General features: G+C 40.6%; 15 protein-coding genes and 1 pseudogene. 9 read left to right on the top strand and 7 right to left on the bottom strand.

Translation table 11 applies throughout. The features are described 5' to 3' along the window. The first annotated feature begins 17 nt into the window (after positions 1-17). Positions 18-263: a hypothetical protein gene (locus QE404_RS18330; protein ID WP_307452988.1), complete on the top strand. Its 246-nt coding sequence runs from the start codon at positions 18-20 to the stop codon at positions 261-263. 77 nt (positions 264-340) lie between these two features. Here the strand turns inward: QE404_RS18330 and QE404_RS18325 are convergent, their stop codons facing one another. After that, entirely contained in the window at positions 341-1,000 is a 660-nt protein-coding gene (locus QE404_RS18325; protein ID WP_307452986.1) for a GDSL-type esterase/lipase family protein, read from the bottom strand. 225 nt (positions 1,001-1,225) lie between these two features. On the opposite strand from QE404_RS18325, the gene rmuC reads away from it, so the two are divergent. The 4 genes and pseudogenes from rmuC (at position 1,226) to QE404_RS18310 (ending at position 4,314) form a co-directional block, all read left to right on the top strand. Continuing rightward, positions 1,226-2,719, top strand: a complete 1,494-nt coding sequence (gene rmuC / locus QE404_RS18320) for a DNA recombination protein RmuC (protein WP_307452984.1) — start codon at positions 1,226-1,228, stop codon at positions 2,717-2,719. A 7-nt stretch (positions 2,720-2,726) separates the two neighbouring features. Further along, on the top strand, positions 2,727-3,131 hold the full coding sequence (locus QE404_RS18315; protein WP_307452982.1) for a hypothetical protein: 405 nt from the start codon (positions 2,727-2,729) through the stop codon (positions 3,129-3,131). 41 nt (positions 3,132-3,172) lie between these two features. Then, positions 3,173-3,511, top strand: a pseudogene (locus QE404_RS19355) (CPBP family glutamic-type intramembrane protease); the annotation flags it as partial. A gap of 26 nt (positions 3,512-3,537) precedes the next feature. Continuing rightward, the gene (locus QE404_RS18310; RefSeq protein WP_307452980.1) at positions 3,538-4,314 is read left to right on the top strand and encodes a TrmH family RNA methyltransferase; all 777 of its coding nucleotides are present in this window, start codon (positions 3,538-3,540) and stop codon (positions 4,312-4,314) included. 250 nt (positions 4,315-4,564) lie between these two features. On the opposite strand, the gene QE404_RS18305 is transcribed toward QE404_RS18310, so the two are convergent. Further along, complete coding sequence (locus QE404_RS18305) at positions 4,565-4,903, bottom strand: hypothetical protein (protein WP_294209696.1); 339 nt, start codon at positions 4,901-4,903, stop codon at positions 4,565-4,567. Between the two features lie 183 nt (positions 4,904-5,086). Between QE404_RS18305 and QE404_RS18300 the strand changes: the two genes are divergently transcribed. Beyond that, positions 5,087-6,250, top strand: coding sequence for a hypothetical protein (locus QE404_RS18300; RefSeq protein WP_307452978.1), 1,164 nt, complete (start codon positions 5,087-5,089; stop codon positions 6,248-6,250). Then, positions 6,234-6,818 (top strand): hypothetical protein, encoded by a 585-nt coding sequence (locus QE404_RS18295; RefSeq protein ID WP_307452976.1) that lies wholly within the window; start codon positions 6,234-6,236, stop codon positions 6,816-6,818. Before QE404_RS18300 ends, QE404_RS18295 begins: the two co-directional genes overlap by 17 nt. On the opposite strand, the gene QE404_RS18290 is transcribed toward QE404_RS18295, so the two are convergent. Together QE404_RS18290 and trhO are read right to left on the bottom strand one after the other, a co-directional pair. After that, positions 6,767-7,342, bottom strand: a complete 576-nt coding sequence (locus tag QE404_RS18290; RefSeq protein ID WP_307452973.1) for a 5-formyltetrahydrofolate cyclo-ligase — start codon at positions 7,340-7,342, stop codon at positions 6,767-6,769. The genes QE404_RS18295 and QE404_RS18290 overlap by 52 nt on opposite strands. Positions 7,343-7,356: 14 nt before the next feature. Beyond that, positions 7,357-8,724 (bottom strand): oxygen-dependent tRNA uridine(34) hydroxylase TrhO, encoded by a 1,368-nt coding sequence (gene trhO / locus QE404_RS18285; RefSeq protein ID WP_307452972.1) that lies wholly within the window; start codon positions 8,722-8,724, stop codon positions 7,357-7,359. Positions 8,725-9,108: 384 nt separating this feature from the next. Between trhO and QE404_RS18280 the strand changes: the two genes are divergently transcribed. Beyond that, positions 9,109-10,638 carry a trypsin-like peptidase domain-containing protein gene (locus QE404_RS18280; protein WP_307452970.1) on the top strand — a complete coding sequence of 510 codons (1,530 nt, stop codon included), beginning with the start codon at positions 9,109-9,111 and terminating at the stop codon, positions 10,636-10,638. 60 nt (positions 10,639-10,698) lie between these two features. Here QE404_RS18280 and QE404_RS18275 read toward each other — a convergent pair whose 3' ends face one another. From QE404_RS18275 to QE404_RS18265, 3 genes are read right to left on the bottom strand one after another with little or no spacing between them, the layout of a single operon-like run. After that, positions 10,699-11,154: a hypothetical protein gene (locus QE404_RS18275; protein ID WP_100076461.1), complete on the bottom strand. Its 456-nt coding sequence runs from the start codon at positions 11,152-11,154 to the stop codon at positions 10,699-10,701. A gap of 3 nt (positions 11,155-11,157) precedes the next feature. Beyond that, positions 11,158-11,538: a RidA family protein gene (locus QE404_RS18270; protein ID WP_307452966.1), complete on the bottom strand. Its 381-nt coding sequence runs from the start codon at positions 11,536-11,538 to the stop codon at positions 11,158-11,160. A 54-nt stretch (positions 11,539-11,592) separates the two neighbouring features. Next, on the bottom strand, positions 11,593-14,181 hold the full coding sequence (locus tag QE404_RS18265) for a putative LPS assembly protein LptD (protein ID WP_307452964.1): 2,589 nt from the start codon (positions 14,179-14,181) through the stop codon (positions 11,593-11,595). 53 nt (positions 14,182-14,234) lie between these two features. Here QE404_RS18265 and QE404_RS18260 point away from each other — a divergent pair, with 53 nt between their 5' ends. Then, positions 14,235-15,521, top strand: coding sequence for an N-acetylmuramoyl-L-alanine amidase family protein (locus QE404_RS18260; RefSeq protein WP_307452962.1), 1,287 nt, complete (start codon positions 14,235-14,237; stop codon positions 15,519-15,521). The last annotated feature ends 52 nt before the right edge of the window (positions 15,522-15,573 follow it).

Here is a 15,573-nt window from a genome sequence, read left to right as displayed (position 1 = left end):
CCAATATACAGTATTTTATGAAAAAAACTAACTTGACCAAACTTTCAAGGCAATCATTGAAAGAAATCTCCGGAGGTGGTGGAGACCTCTACCCTGCATTGGAATGTTATTCAGACATGGAATGCCGCGGCCACGGCGAAGCTCTGATCATGTGCCCGGACGGAACATCTTCTATGACTAATTACAGCTGTATCGGAGGAGAATGCTTGCTGAATACGGGATTTTGTAACCCGGCAGAACCGGTTCCCGTCCCGGGATCCTGAAACAGATAATAATATTAAAGTGAGCCCTATAGCTCACTTTTTTTATAAATCTATTGTATGACGTTCCCAGTCCTGATTCAGATTTTACTTAATTTTTGCATCAGTATGGCTTCCATCTTTTCGTATCCTTTTGCAGTAGGGTGAATTTCATCTTCCGTGTAAATTTGATCCAGTCCGTTTCTTGAATCTTTCATTTGGGAATGGTAATCCACATAAGGAATATGGTTCTTCTCCGCATAGTTTTTGATTATTTTGTTCAGGGCGATCACCTTCTCTGCCGGATGCATGTCTTTTCTCCAGCCGAAGTTGTAAGCCGGAAGCACAGAACAGAGAACAACCTTGATCTGATTGGCTTTTGCCAGTTCCGCCATAGAAACTATATTTCCGAAAACCTTGTCTAAAGAAATCGGCCCCTGATTTTCTGCAATATCATTGGTTCCGGCAAGAATAATGACACGCTTAGGTTTTAACTGAATCACATCCTCTCTGAACCTTAAAAGCATCTGAGAGGTTACCTGTCCGCTGATTCCTCTTCCTACGAAATTATTCTTTTTAAAGAAATCCGGATCAGTTGAGAACCATCCTTCCGTAATGGAATCCCCCATCAGGACAGAATTAGGCGTTAGCTTTTTGGCTATGATCTCCTGGTTTTGTTTTTCGTATTTTGCATAATTGGCAAAATCCTGCGCGGACAGCAGTGCCGAAAAAATAATAGCAGTAATGGTTAAGAATTTCATTGAATTTTATTTATATTTTGATCTAATGAAATAACGAAAATTTAATTAATCACGCAAATAATGTTTAGTGAAACGGCCGGGAAACCGGCATCCATTTCCCTGTAAACCTGTTCATCAGTTTTAAATTCATTACCGAGATCATTACCTCGCTACAAGTTTGCTGATCAGGTAAAAATTACGGTTTCCCGTAAAACGAATCAATGATTCTTTTTGTAATTTTGGGCTATGGAGATGACCTATTTGATTATCGGATGTATAGCCGGAGTAATAATCGGCGTAATCATTGCCTACTTTGCCCTGAAATCGTCTATGGTTTCACGAAGTTCGTATGATGAGCTGAATAGTTTACACATTAAAAGCCATTCTGACCTGGAAAATTCCCAGCAGAAAATACAGGAACTGGTTCAGAATGCCAACACGGAAAAAGAACTGATTCAGCAGCAGTCTGATTTAATGAGTGACCTGAAAAACGAACTGGCCAAAATTTCCGCCGAGTATGCCTCGTTGAATACCCAGTTTCAGGAGCAGAAGCAGGCAGGCCTGAAACAGGCTTCCCAGATTGAAAGTTTACTGACTGAAAAGCAGAATATCTATGCTAAAAATTCTGAGCTTTCGGCCATCAATGAAAGCCTGCAACAGTCCCTGGAAAGCCAGAAAAAAGAAATCATGAAAATCCAGGAAGAAGCCAAGCTCCAGTTTGAAAACCTGGCGAGTAAAATCCTGGAGGAGAAGACTGAAAAATTCACACTTCTCAACCAGAATAACCTGAAAACCATCCTTGAGCCTTTTCAGGAAAAGATCAATGACCTTAAGAACCGCGTGAACGAAGCATATGAGAAAGAAAACAAGGAACGGTTTTCATTGGCGGAAAAGGTAAAGGAGCTGGCAGAACTGAACCAGCAGATCTCGGAAGACGCTAAAAAACTGACCCGTGCGCTTAAGGGAGAAAGCAAAACCCAGGGGAATTGGGGCGAGATGATCCTGGAGAGCATCCTTGAAAAATCCGGCTTAACGAAAGGACAGGAATACTTCCTTGAGCATGAGCTCCGGGATGAGGACAATAAAGCACTCTTCTCAGAATTTTCCGGTAAAAAAATGAGGCCGGATGCCGTGGTAAAATACCCGGATGAAAGAAACGTCATTATAGATTCCAAAGTCTCCCTTACAGCATTTACTGAACTTGTGGATGAAACGGATCACGATATATACATCATCAAGCTGAACCAGCACTTGTCATCCATTAAGAACCATATTCAGCAGCTGAGCCAGAAAGCCTATGATGATTATGGAAAATCACTTGATTTCGTGATGATGTTCATCCCAAGTGAACCGGCTTACATTGCTGCAATGCAGGCAGACCAGAACCTTTGGAATTATGCTTATGACAGAAGGATCCTGCTGCTTAACCCAAGCAACCTGATCACTTCCCTGAAACTGATAGCCGACCTCTGGAAGCGTGAATACCAGAACAGGAACTCGATGGAGATCGCTGAAAGAGGCGCCAAGCTGTACGACAAATTTGTCGGGTTTATTGAGAACCTTGAAAAAGTAGGCAAGAACCTTGATCTTGCCAAGAACTTTTACAATGATGCCTACAAACAGCTTTCCACAGGAAATGATAATCTGGTGATTCAGACCCAGAAGCTGAAATCACTGGGTATTAAAAATAAAAAGGAATTACCGCAAAGCCTTATTGATAACAGTAATTTAATAGAATAATAAAACTATGAAAAAGCAAGTCATCATCATCTTAATAAGCCTTGTATTATTCATGGCCTCACTTCCTTTCACGGCAGTGTATTCAGGTAATAACGAAATAGGGGGATTGACATGCCTTCTTCTTGGCTGGGCAGAACCAGAGCGTGGAGGAATTGCATGGTTTGCCAATCCTATTTTTTTTATTTCGGCTTTCTTTCTGCTTTTTAGGCTGGCTAAAATATCAGCAGTGTTAAGTCTTATTGCAGTCGTACTTACGTTCTGCTACTTATCCGTAGGTGAAATCACGATTGATGAAGCCGGTTATCGATATCCTATAACCAGCTACGGAATCGGGTACTACCTTTGGATTGCAAGTTGTATTAGCCTTTTTATAGGCAGCCTGATTCTTTTAAAACCTAAAAAAGAAGTCTAGGTAGATTTCAAATATAGTTTAAGAGATGTTCTCCTTTACAGTATATCCTTATCCTAAATCTGCTGTTTGCCCAGGTCCATGATACTACCGAACTTATTGAGATATTTCTCATTACATTTTTAGGATCAGCACTATTTTCATGGGTTTACATTGAGACCGATTTTAATTTATGGACAGCTATTTTTCTTCATTTCTTTATGAATGTATACTGGGAGATTTTTAATGTCGCAGAAAATGTTTCAGGGAATTTGTACGGAAACGTGTTTAAAGCTTTGTCTGTCTTATTGATTATCGCACTTATCATCTACAGAAAACAGAGAGGCAAGACTACATTTCAAATTACAGTCAAAAACCTTTTCATTAAAACGGAACTGTCCTAATCACATATTTTCCATAATTTTGCAGCATGCTCATAGAAAGTTTACAAAACGATAAGATAAAAAATATATCCCGTCTGCTTACCGACAACCGGTTCCGCAAAAAATCAGGGCTTTTTACTGTGGAAGGCCAGCAGGAAAATGATCGTGCTATACGATACGCTTATGAACCTGCAGAATTTTTCATCTGTGAATCGATTTTCAAAGGGAATATTCCTCAAAACGGGAAAATCCATTATGTAAGTGATAAAGTCTATGAGAAAATTGCTTACCGGGGAACTTCAGAAGGAATTATCGGCGTTTACAAAACTAAAGAACTTCCGCTGTCTTCATTTATACCCGGCACACAATCTACCGTGATTGTTGTTGAAGGTATTGAAAAACCCGGCAATCTGGGCGCGATCCTGAGAAGCTGTGAAGCATTCGGCATTGATGCATTGATCGTGACCGATGGAAAAACGGATTTTTACAACCCCAATGTCATCCGTTCCAGTGTCGGCTGCCTGTTCGGCATGCAGGTATTCCAGGCCGGAAATGCTGAAGTTCTGGAATTTTTGCAGGACAATGGCTTCAATCTATATACTACCCTGATGGATGAAACAGCAGAAGATATTTATACCAGGAATTTCACCCAGAAATCCGCCGTTCTTTTTGGCACCGAACATTCTGGTTTAAGCGATTTCTGGATCGGGAAAGGACAGAATACACTGATCCCGATGGCCGGAAGTATTGATTCACTGAACCTCAGCAATGCTGTTGCCATTACCTGCTATGAAGCCTTAAGGCAAAAGAAGCAACAGCCTTAGAAATAGATATACATTGGTTGACAGGTGAATATATTAATTCCAGTATAAAACAGGATAATGGTATAATATTGATCTGATTCAAATTATGTGTCTTTAAATATCATACAATCAGTAAAAGCATCATCAGTAAACAGTGATCCAAGGAATATTCTGAACTCATATGCTAGCATGAAAAATTAATTGATAAGTAATGAACATAAAAAAACCGCTTCACAGGGTGAAGCGGTTCTTATTATTAGTATGGTACTAATTATTTTTTAGCAGCGTCTACAGCATTTTTAGCGTCTTTTGCAGCATCTTTAGCAGCATCAGCAGCTCCTTTAGCAGCTTCACCAGCGTTCTTAGCAGCATCTTTAGCAGCGTCAGCACCAGCAGCAGTAGTAGCAGAAGCAGCATCTTTAGTAGCGTCTACAGTAGCAGAAGCAGCAGAATCAACAACAGTAGCAGCAGAATCAGCTACAACAGCAGCAGAATCAGCAGTAGCTACAGCAGCAGAATCAGCAGTGTTTCCAGTTTCAGTAGATTCAGTTTTTTTACAAGCAACTAAAGAGATTGCAGCGATAGCAGCTACGAATAATGACTTTTTCATAATAAATTAAATTTAATTTTGTTAATATTGTTTTTAAAAACTTTTTCTCTGTTCGGTTATTTGAACAAGACAAAGGTAGAGCAGTTATCAAACTTGTTTAGGAAAAATAATTGTAATACCTTTGTAAAACAGTTTTACAAATTAATACTACTGATAATCAATAAATTAATTATATTTAACGGATTGACTGATTTAGACCTACTACATTTTGAGCAGCTGAAAAAAGAGGTTCAGGCTCAATATCTGAAAGAATACACCCCTTCTCATGATGATATTTCAAAGTGGAAAGGGATTGATATCATATATTTTCAGGAAGACTTGCGCAAAAAAGCCAAAGGGAACATCAGCGAGAAGTCTTTTTACACCTATTTCAAAAACTCACCTGTAACAAAGCTGCCCAGGATAGACATGCTTAATTTATTGAGTATTTATGCGGGTTATGACTCCTGGTACGAGTTTAAAAAACAACATCTTTTTGCCGGTGAGCTGCTACAGCAGGATGAGGAAATCAACGAGGAGGAAATACAGGAATTGGAAAATTTCACATATTCAAGTCCGGAACTTCAAAAAGAAGATCATAATGCTGAAAAAGCAGTCCGGAAACAACCCGAAAATCCCGATTTACAAAAAAGTAGTTCTGAAAATCAAACACTTAACAGTAAAGCAACAATTACCTCTTCTTCTTCACCAACGGTTGTTTCTCAAGAGAAGAATTTCTTCAGAAAGAATGCATGGATTATGGTAACAGCTGTTTTAGTTACGATTTCAGGAGTATTAGGTTTCAAAGATGAACTTTTTTCTAAAAATTACACATTCTGCTTTACCGATGCGGACAGGGGTGTCAATGTGATCAATACACTTGAAATTAAGGTCATCAAAGAAAACGAATCGCCCATGCTGTATAAGATCAAGCCCGGAGAATGTTTTGAGTATTCTACAAAGGACAAAATCCTTAAAATGCAAATCAGTGCTCCTTTCTACGAGACTCTAGATGTCAACAGGAATCTGGAGACCGCCCCTGATAAGGAAATGATCGAGCTGAAGCCTGATGACTATAAAATGGCCGTTAATTACTTCTCTGTAAAGGATGCCAACGGAAACCCTGAACTCCTGAAACAGAAACGGAAACAGCTGGAGAACCTCATCAGCGACCATGCCATCATTTACCAGGTATACGACAATGCAACCTACGGTATCGAAACCCTCGACAAACAGAAATACATTACCCTGGTCACCACTCCAACCACCTCGCTGAAGAATTTGAGTGTGATCGAGATGAAAAAAGACAAAGGAAAAATAGTATCCATCAAATTTAAAATTGCAAGTACAAATGAAAATAAACAATAACTTTTTACTTTTTGCAATATTAGTCTGCTCCCTGATTGCCTGTAACAAGAAAACAACAGAGGTGAGCGACCTTGATAAGCTGCGAAACAGCAACAATAAAGCCAGCTATCCGGCAGTACAGATGGACAGCGCTCAGGCCATCAATTTCATTACCAGACAAAAGGTACAGGAACTGCTGGATCTTTCCACGTTGTACCTATCCGGAAACAGGAAGACTGAAATCGACAGTGTCATCTATTCCCAGATGCAAAGTTATTTCCATAAACCGGACAGCCTTACTTTCAACAGGCTTTTCCGCGAGTTGGACAGCATGAAGGTAAAAACAGCAAAGGTGATCAACCTGGAAGTGTATAAAGATTATTACAAGGAGGATACGCTGGATTTTGCCCGTTTCAATGTGGAATACTTTGATGATAAAAACAGGTCTTTGGGAAACTTTGAAAAGAATGCCCAGTATATTCTGGTTTCCAAGCCGATCCAGTTTAAGAAGGAATTTAAATTTTACTTCCTGAATTTCTATTCACCACCGCTTAAAAAGGACAGCACTTCCGTAGGCGTTACCAAATAATCCAGAGGAATATCATATTCCCAGACATCTTCTATCAGCTCATCGGGATTAAAGTAATTGATCCCGATTTTTTTGGATTCCCCGGAAAGGCTGCTGAACAGGCTATCATAAAAGCCTTTTCCATATCCTACCCTATTCCCCTTATTATCCGCGTACAACAGCGGGGTAATAATATAGTCAAAATGAGAAAATCCGGCATCCTGATCAGAAACCGGTTCAGAAATCCCCCAATGATTAACTGCAAAAACAGTTTCCTCTGTTATTTCTACGGAGATCATCCTGGTGCCGTCCACCTTAGGAACAAAAACACGGATGCCCCTGCTTAGGCAATAATCAATAAACGGTTGGGTATCTATTTCCCTGAACTTTCTGATCGGAATAAAAATATGTACCGACTGCCCGGGAAGGGGATTGAAATAAGCTGTAAAATTCATGAAGACAGCTTCAGATAACAGGAAAGCCTCATCAATTGATAAGGCTTGTCTTTTCTGCATATATTTTTTCCTGAGTTCTGCTTTAAGCATCACAATTCTGCATTTTAAGTGTTCAGGATCTTGTATAATTTATCCGATAAACGAACTCTGAACGGAAGTTCAAAAGTGATCTGATCACCCGCTACCGCGGTATCGCTGAAATTTCCATTTACAAAAATCTGAGTAACGCTTACTTCCTGGTCGCCCGTTGTAGGTCCTGAAATCAAGATCTTGTCTCCTACTGACAGTCCGTCGTTTTCAATTAAAAACTGGGCAATTTTTGACTTTGAATAATAATGTTCGGCTTTTCCGATCAATGTCTTTTTAACCTTAATTTTCTGACGGATGTCTTTCGTTTCAGCTTTTGCTGCTTTAGCCAGGGTCTGTGTTGAACGCTCTCCGGAATGTTTGAATTTGAGCGCTTCCGATTTTCCTTTCCTGAAAACTTTATTGCCTACCTGAAGTCCTTTTCTTAAAGCAACCTGTTGCTCCCATGGCAGGTGAATCGTTTCCAGGCATTCTGTGGAACAGCAGTTTTCCATGGCCGCCTTACACTCATCACACTGGATGAATAATAAATGGCAGGCGTCATTCGCACAGTTCGTATGATTGTCACATGGTTTACCACATTGGTGGCACTGGGCAATGATATCATCCGTAATACGCTCTCCCAGGCGATGATCAAATACAAAATTCTTACCGATGAATTTGCTCGGGATACCTTCTTCTTTAATCTGGCGTGTGTATTCAATGATACCCCCTTCCAGCTGGTACACATTTTTAAAACCCTGATGTTTAAAATAGGCACTCGCTTTTTCACAACGGATTCCGCCGGTACAGTACATGAGCAGGTTCTTATCTTCTTTGAAATCCTGTAACTGGTCGTTGATGATCGGCAGGCTTTCCCGGAAATTTTCCACATCAGGTGTGATGGCGCCTTCAAAGTGTCCTACTTCGCTTTCATAATGGTTTCTGAAATCCACAACAATGGTGTTGGGATCTTCCAGCAGTTCATTAAACTCCTTAGCCTTTAGATGGACTCCCTTGTTTGTCACATCAAAGGTTTCGTCATTCAGCCCGTCGGCAACAATCTTATTTCTTACTTTTATGGTGAGCTTCAGGAAAGAATGGTTATCCTGTTCTACCGCAACATTCAGGCGGATGCCTTTCATGAAATCATATGCTTCCAGTGTATTGCGAAATGCTTCAAACTGATCTGCAGGAACACTCATCTGAGCATTGATTCCTTCGTGTGCAACATAAATACGGCCCAATGCATCAAGGGCATTCCAGGCTATAAATAATTCGTCGCGAAATTTTTTGGGATCTTGAATTTTGGCATACGCATAGAAAGACAATGTAAGGCGTTCCTTACCGGCTTCATCAATAAGCTGAGCTCTTTCTTCTGCGCTTAAGGTGTTATACAGTTGCATGCTATAAACGGTTTAAGTGAGAAAAAAATTTTTGCAAAGATAACCATTTTAATGAATTTCTCCTATTCCATAAAATTTCATTCCGTGAAATATCAATTCAAGCCCTAACTTAACGGGGCCATCTAAAATTCCGTTCCGGATTTAACCTTCAACACGAATTCAGTATCCAACAATAGCAATATGACATTTTGTCCTTAATAATATTTTAAGATTTGTTAATGCTAATTCCCAAATTATGACAAAATGCATAAAGCTTTCCTATTCCCGTTAAATTTTAGTTAAAAATGAAACATTGCATGCCAAGTGCATACTTATTTAGCATTAAATTTGTTTTAGATTAAAATGAAAAATCAGTATCATAAAATAACAAAGAAAGATATACAAATGAAGAGTACTTTAAAAAAACTATTACCATTTGCTGTAGTAGGTGTTTTATCAGGAGCCACTACGGTGGGCACATTACAATTTTTAGATCATAAGTCCAATACGGAGGATCAGTCTTATTTTACCAAGTCTGCCAATACCTCGTTTGTCGGCATGAATACGGCAGCTGTAGGCGATGACTTCGTAAAGGCTGCCAAAACAACCGTTCCGGCTGTGGTAACTATCAAAAACTACCAGAATAGGTCAACAAGCAGGGCATCTGAACAGGATCTGTTTGACTTTTTCTTTGGGGATCCTTTCGGAGGCAGAGGACAGCAGAGGCAGAGACAGCAACAGCAGGTTCCGGACAATATGCCATCAGGAATGGGATCAGGGGTGATCATCTCGCCGGACGGATATATCATTTCCAATAACCACGTGGTAGCCGGAGCCAACAAACTGGAAGTTGTATTAAGCAATAAAAAATCATACATCGCCACTTTGGTGGGCACAGATCCTAATACGGACATTTCCCTTCTTAAAATCGAAGAAAAAGGACTTCCTTATCTGAACTTTGCCAATTCTGATAATATTGAAGTGGGCCAATGGGTACTGGCTGTAGGAAACCCGCTCGGACTTAATTCAACGGTTACCGCCGGAATCATTTCTGCTAAAGGAAGAGGGATCGGAATTTTAGGTTCACAGGGCAAAGCCGCAAATCCTATTGAGAGCTTCATCCAGACCGATGCGGCCATTAATCCGGGTAACTCAGGAGGTGCATTGGTGAATACCAACGGAGACCTGATCGGGATCAACTCGGCAATCCAGTCTACAACAGGATATTATCAGGGGTACGGATTTGCCGTTCCGTCTAACCTGGCCAGAAAAATTATTGAAGACATTAAGAAATTCGGTATCGTACAGAGAGGATTCCTGGGGGTAACTTCTTTAGACCTTTCCGATGAAATGCAGGTAGCGGCTTACAACAAGCAGAAAAAAACCAATATTAAAGCAGGTTCCGGAGTGTTTGTAACCGGTTTCGGAGAAAACAGCGGGGCTGAAGATGCAGGTCTTAAAGCCGGAGACATCATCACTAAAGTTGACAGTTTCCCGATCACAGATTTCTCTGACCTTTCAGTATCCATCGGAAGCAAACGCCCTGGGGACAAGGTAATGGTCACCTACCTGAGAAATGGTAAGGAATACACCACTACAGTAACACTGAAAGACCAGAAAGGCGGCACTTCTACCAGAACGAAAGCGGACCTCAGCGTGACGGAAAAGATCGGAGCTGAATTCGATAATCTTAGTGACCGTTTCAAAACAGACTATGGACTGAACAGCGGTGTGGTTGCCAAAAACGTTATGGAAGGAGGTGAAATGGCGAAGATCGGGATTGTAGATAATTACATCATTGTAGAAATCAACGGTAAGCCGGTAAACTCGCAGAAAGACGTGGAAAAAATACTGGATAAGTACCAGGGTAATGTACAGGTAAAATTTGTGGATGAATACGGAAGGATCTATACGAAAGGATTCAAAATGCCATAAGATCATCAATTCAAACAACTCACTTTTATACCAGAAAACGCTGCAAATTGCAGCGTTTTCTTATTGTCGTTTGATGATCTTTTCAGCGAGCATCCTTCTTTTTTTCTTTTCGTAGATGACTTCCACTATTTTTCCGCCGATCCATGAAAATGGAAAAAACGTCAGAAAAATGGAAATCTTGTAAAATGTAGGATGATAAGGAAAAACAATAACATCCAGCATAGCGATGAACAGCATGATGAAACCGATAAGAATAGCATAGGCAACCTTCGCATATTTGACGATGATGGCTGTTGCCACACCTCCGATGGTAGTACCCAAACCTGAAATAAACAGCAGGAAGCCGAAAAATGCGTCTTCGCCCTGCATGCTTTCAAGAAAATGCTGCCAGTGTTCAAAGGGAGCAAATGCATCAAAAGTAACCCATTGCGGAAACACCCTTATTCCAAGGGTAATGGTAAGCGCTGCTATGCCAAGGCCTACCAGAATCGCAAATGTATTTCTTATAAAGCTCATGAATTAATCCTGATGGGCAATCATAGAGATTTCAATATCCACATTTTTAGGAAGGCATGAAACCTGTACTGTTTCTCTTGCGGGATAGCTGTCTGCATCAAGGTAAGAAGCATAAATATCATTCATTACAGCGAAATCATCCATGCTTTTAAGGAAAATAGTAGCTTTTACCACATTTTTAAAAGTCATTCCGGCTTCTGTAAGAATGGCCTCCAGGTTTTTCATAACCTGATGCGTTTCTTTTTCAATTCCTTCCACCAGTTTACCTGTAGCCGGGTCTACAGGGATCTGCCCTGAAATATACAAAACACCGTTAGCCATATTAGCTTGGGAATAAGGCCCGATAGCTGCAGGCGCATTCACTGTATTGATTACTTGTTTCATTAGAGTTTATTTTGGGTGCAAATATAAAATTTATATTTACAAATATCAATCCAATTAGAAAGGAGCATTCGGCTGGGTAAAGCTTCTGTCTTTGTACTTCAGTGCATCGCTCAGGATGTTGGCTTTGATCCCGATGAAAAAATCATATACTTTGTACTGTCCGAAAGGAACCCAGTTGAAATTGATCGTGAAACTTCGCTGGTCCCTGGCAAAACCGATCCTTGTATACGCAAGCTGCTGGGTAATCATATCATAATGGGTACTGCCGTTGATATTCCAGTACGGCGTAAGCTTGATACTTCCGTCCAGTCCCACCGATGCGATCCTATTAGGCGTACGGGAAGCAAGCGTTCTGGTGAATGCATAATTCGCATTGATGTTCAACGTCCATGCCTGTTCAAAGTGCGCATAGTTATCATCATCAAAATAGTAGTTTTCGTTCCGGATCTCACCTTTGGTCTTATATTTTTTGGAATAATCTGTCTTCTCTCCGAAGATTTCGTTGCTTAAAGGATAAGACATCTGAACATTGAATCCCTGGATACTGAAGTGTCCGAAATTTTCAGTCCTGATCCCGGCCTCCTGGCCAGGGATATAGATAATGCGGTACGGGTCTATGGATAATGAGGTGTTTACACTCAGTTTATTATTGAAAAAGGAAGACTGCCCGTTTACGGTAAGCACAGACCACGGATGCGTCTTTGCAGCAAAGTTATAGTTCCCGGAAAGGTTTAGGGATTCAAAAAGCTTCATCTTCTTGATGCCGGTAGAATCCTTTTTAGACCTTACCTTCATTTCAATATTGTTTCCGATATTGAATCCTAAAGCTCCCACCATTCCGCTGGTAGGGCTTCCTACAATACCTCCGTCAAAAATAGAATAGGGTGTCAATGCTCCGTTGGCATCATAATAATTCCTGTAATACCCGAAATTAGACCCTCCGAAATCCGGTGAATAGGTAAATCCGATGCTCGGCGTCATCATATGCCTGATCGCTTCAATGGCAGACCCTTTTTTAAACTTAAGCATCCCGTATAATGTGGTCTGCACACTGGCCGTGGTAGAGAATGTAGAATACCCGGAAATTCCTTTTTCCACTTCATTAACAGTGATGTTCTTTAAGGGATCATAGTATTTCCTTGTGGTCTTTGTGGTTAAGGCATTATCGATATTGGCTGCGAGACTGAATGTAAAATATTTAGCAAAGCTGGTATTGGTTCCTAACGCTATATTATTTTTAATACCGGTCTGGAGTTTGTCCCACATCGCCTGAGTAAAGAGTTCCCCTTCATTGGTCTGCACATAATTCGTTAGGTTGAATCCCGTATTCACGGTAATGTTTTCAATAAGTCCTCTTCTTACTCCCGTCTTTGATTTAAAAAGGTAAAACTGGTTGATGGCCACATTCATCTGCGGAAGGCGGAGATCTGAATTACCCGTTGCGAAGTTCTGTGAGTACGAAGCCGTCCCCGTTATTGTTATAGGAAGTGTAAGAAATCTTTTTGTAACCGTTACCGTAGAGTTCTGCTGGGTGTTCAGGACATTCTGGTTGAATATGTAATTGTTATTGACGGTATTGTTGTAAAACTTATTGCTCACGATATCCACCGATGCGGAAAAGGTAAGAAACGGATTGGCTTTGGTATCCTGGGTATGCCTCCAGGCAATCCTGTAGGTGCTGCTTTTGCTGTAATTATCCAGTCCTTTAATTCCACGCACTGTAGTTCCGATATCTGCAGCAAAATTTCCTGAATACCTGTATTTCTTTACATAATTCATTTCAGGTCTCAGGTTCCAGCTCCCTTTTGTATAAATGTCCGCAAGCACCTTGAGATCAAAATGCTCACCGATGGGCTGGTAATATCCCAGTCCGTTCAGGAAGAATCCTACGTCCTGCCGCTCTCCGAAACTCGGAATGAGGATTCCGGCAGACCTTTTATCTGAAAACGGAAGAATTGCAAAAGGCATGATGAGCGGCGTAGGTACCTGCTCTATATACATCTGTATGGGACCGGTGATGATCTGTGATTTTTGCTTGGTCTTTACAAGCTTGATGTTGGATGCCAGCAGGTGGTAATCTGCAGCGGTATCTTTTTTCTTCAGGAAATATTCGTCCGTAGTGTACAATGCATGGCGCATGGCAAAGACAGAGTCATTGTACTTTTTCGTTTTATTCGCTATAATCACACCCTGGCTTTCCTCCGTTCTGGCATTATAAGCAATAGCCTGCCTGGTTTTGGTATTGTAGCTGAACTGGTCGGTTTCGTATTTTTTACCTGCCTGGGTTGTAATTACAGGCTCGATAATCTTACCCAGGGAATCCTGTTTCCCACGGGCATAAATAAGGTTTTTATTATCATCAATGGAGATGTAATCCGCATCAATCTGCATGTCCTGATATTTTACCTGTGCATTCTTGTTCAGGAAAGTCATTTTTTTGGGAACATCTCTTCGCTGGTCGTCTGCCTTGGTCCTGAGCACGTCTTCCAGAGCCTCCTTTTTCACAGCGATCGTATCTCTCTTCGGAATGGTATCATTAGCCGCATTTTCAGACAATTTTCCGGGGTTTTCCTGTGCTAAAAAATTGTTAAAAATTAGGATAATTAAAATTTGTAGTATATTTTTGAAAACGGTTTTGGCCAATTGTATTCTTTATATTTTAGGCCCAAAATTACTATAATTTTTAAAACTGTAAGATGTACAAACAAAATTTTAAAATAATTTTATCATTTCTCTTCATACTCCTCAGCAACTTTATTTTTTCACAAAAAAAATTCACTATTGTTCTTGACGCAGGGCATGGAGGAAGTGATCACGGAGCGAACAGATCCTATAATGATATAGGACGGGTAGCTGAAAAAGACATTACCCTTGCCATCGTCCTCAAGCTGGGAAATATGCTTGAAAAGAACAAGGATTTTAAAGTAATCTATACCCGGAAAATTGATGAGTACCCATCTTTATCCGACAGGACCAATCTGGCCAACCGGAGCAAAGCAGACCTATTTGTATCTGTCCATTGTAATGCTTCCGGAAGATCCGGACCTTACGGAACGGAAACCTATGTACAGGGACCGGACCAGAACGACACCAACCTTGAAGTGGCAAAAAGAGAGAACGACGTGATCTATCTGGATGAAAAGGATAAACAGACATTCGGATCCTACGACCCCAGTTCACCGGAATCGCTGATTGCATTGAAACTGCAACAAAGCAAATACCTTGAATCCAGTTTACTGCTTGGAGGATTTGTGGAAAACAATTTTGTCAATAAAGACAAAAGATTCTCAAGGGGAGTATTCCAGAAAAACTTACACGTACTGAGGATGAATGCCATGCCTTCCGTACTTATTGAAACAGGATTCATCAACCACCCTGAAGAAAGCCATTACCTGGCTTCGGATAAAGGACAGGAAGAAATCGCATCCAGTATCTACGATGCGATTATCAGTTATAAAAAAGCGGTAGACCGGAAGTCCGGCGGATCGATAGCTATAAAAAAACCTGAGCCGGAAAAACCTACAGAACTGCCTTTGAAAAATGATTTCAGGATCTTACTGATGAGCTCCCCGATGAAGTTCAATGACGGAGACCCTGCGCTGAAAGGACTGAACTATATCCTTCAGATCAAAGAGAACGGACAATACAAATACTATTATGGAGTAACCAATATGGCTTCCGTAAGAGACATTAACCTAAAAACTGCGAAAGATGCAGGCTTCAGGAATGCATTTGCAGTAGGGTTTATGCCAAATCAGAAGCTGAGCACCGGATACTATACCATAGAATTGCATGCGGGCGAAAAACTGAACGGCAATTCCCCTATCCTGCTGGCCTATAAAAATGCCGAAAGGAATAAAGAAAACGGAGTGTTCTATTACACCTACGGAAAAGTGTATACATTGGAAGATGCCGTAAAGCTGCAGAAAGAAATTGAAGCCAAAGGCATCAAGAATACGGTAATTCAAAAAGTTTATAAATAACCGACTGATAAATTTTGAAGTTCAAAAGTTAATACTTATTTTTGCGCCTCAA

The sequence above is a fragment of the Chryseobacterium camelliae genome, from assembly GCF_030818575.1.
In the GTDB taxonomy this organism is placed as follows: Bacteria; Bacteroidota; Bacteroidia; order Flavobacteriales; family Weeksellaceae; genus Chryseobacterium; species Chryseobacterium camelliae_A.
The sequence above is the reverse complement of the archived record's forward strand: the minus strand, read 5'-3'. Positions and strand labels throughout refer to the sequence as shown.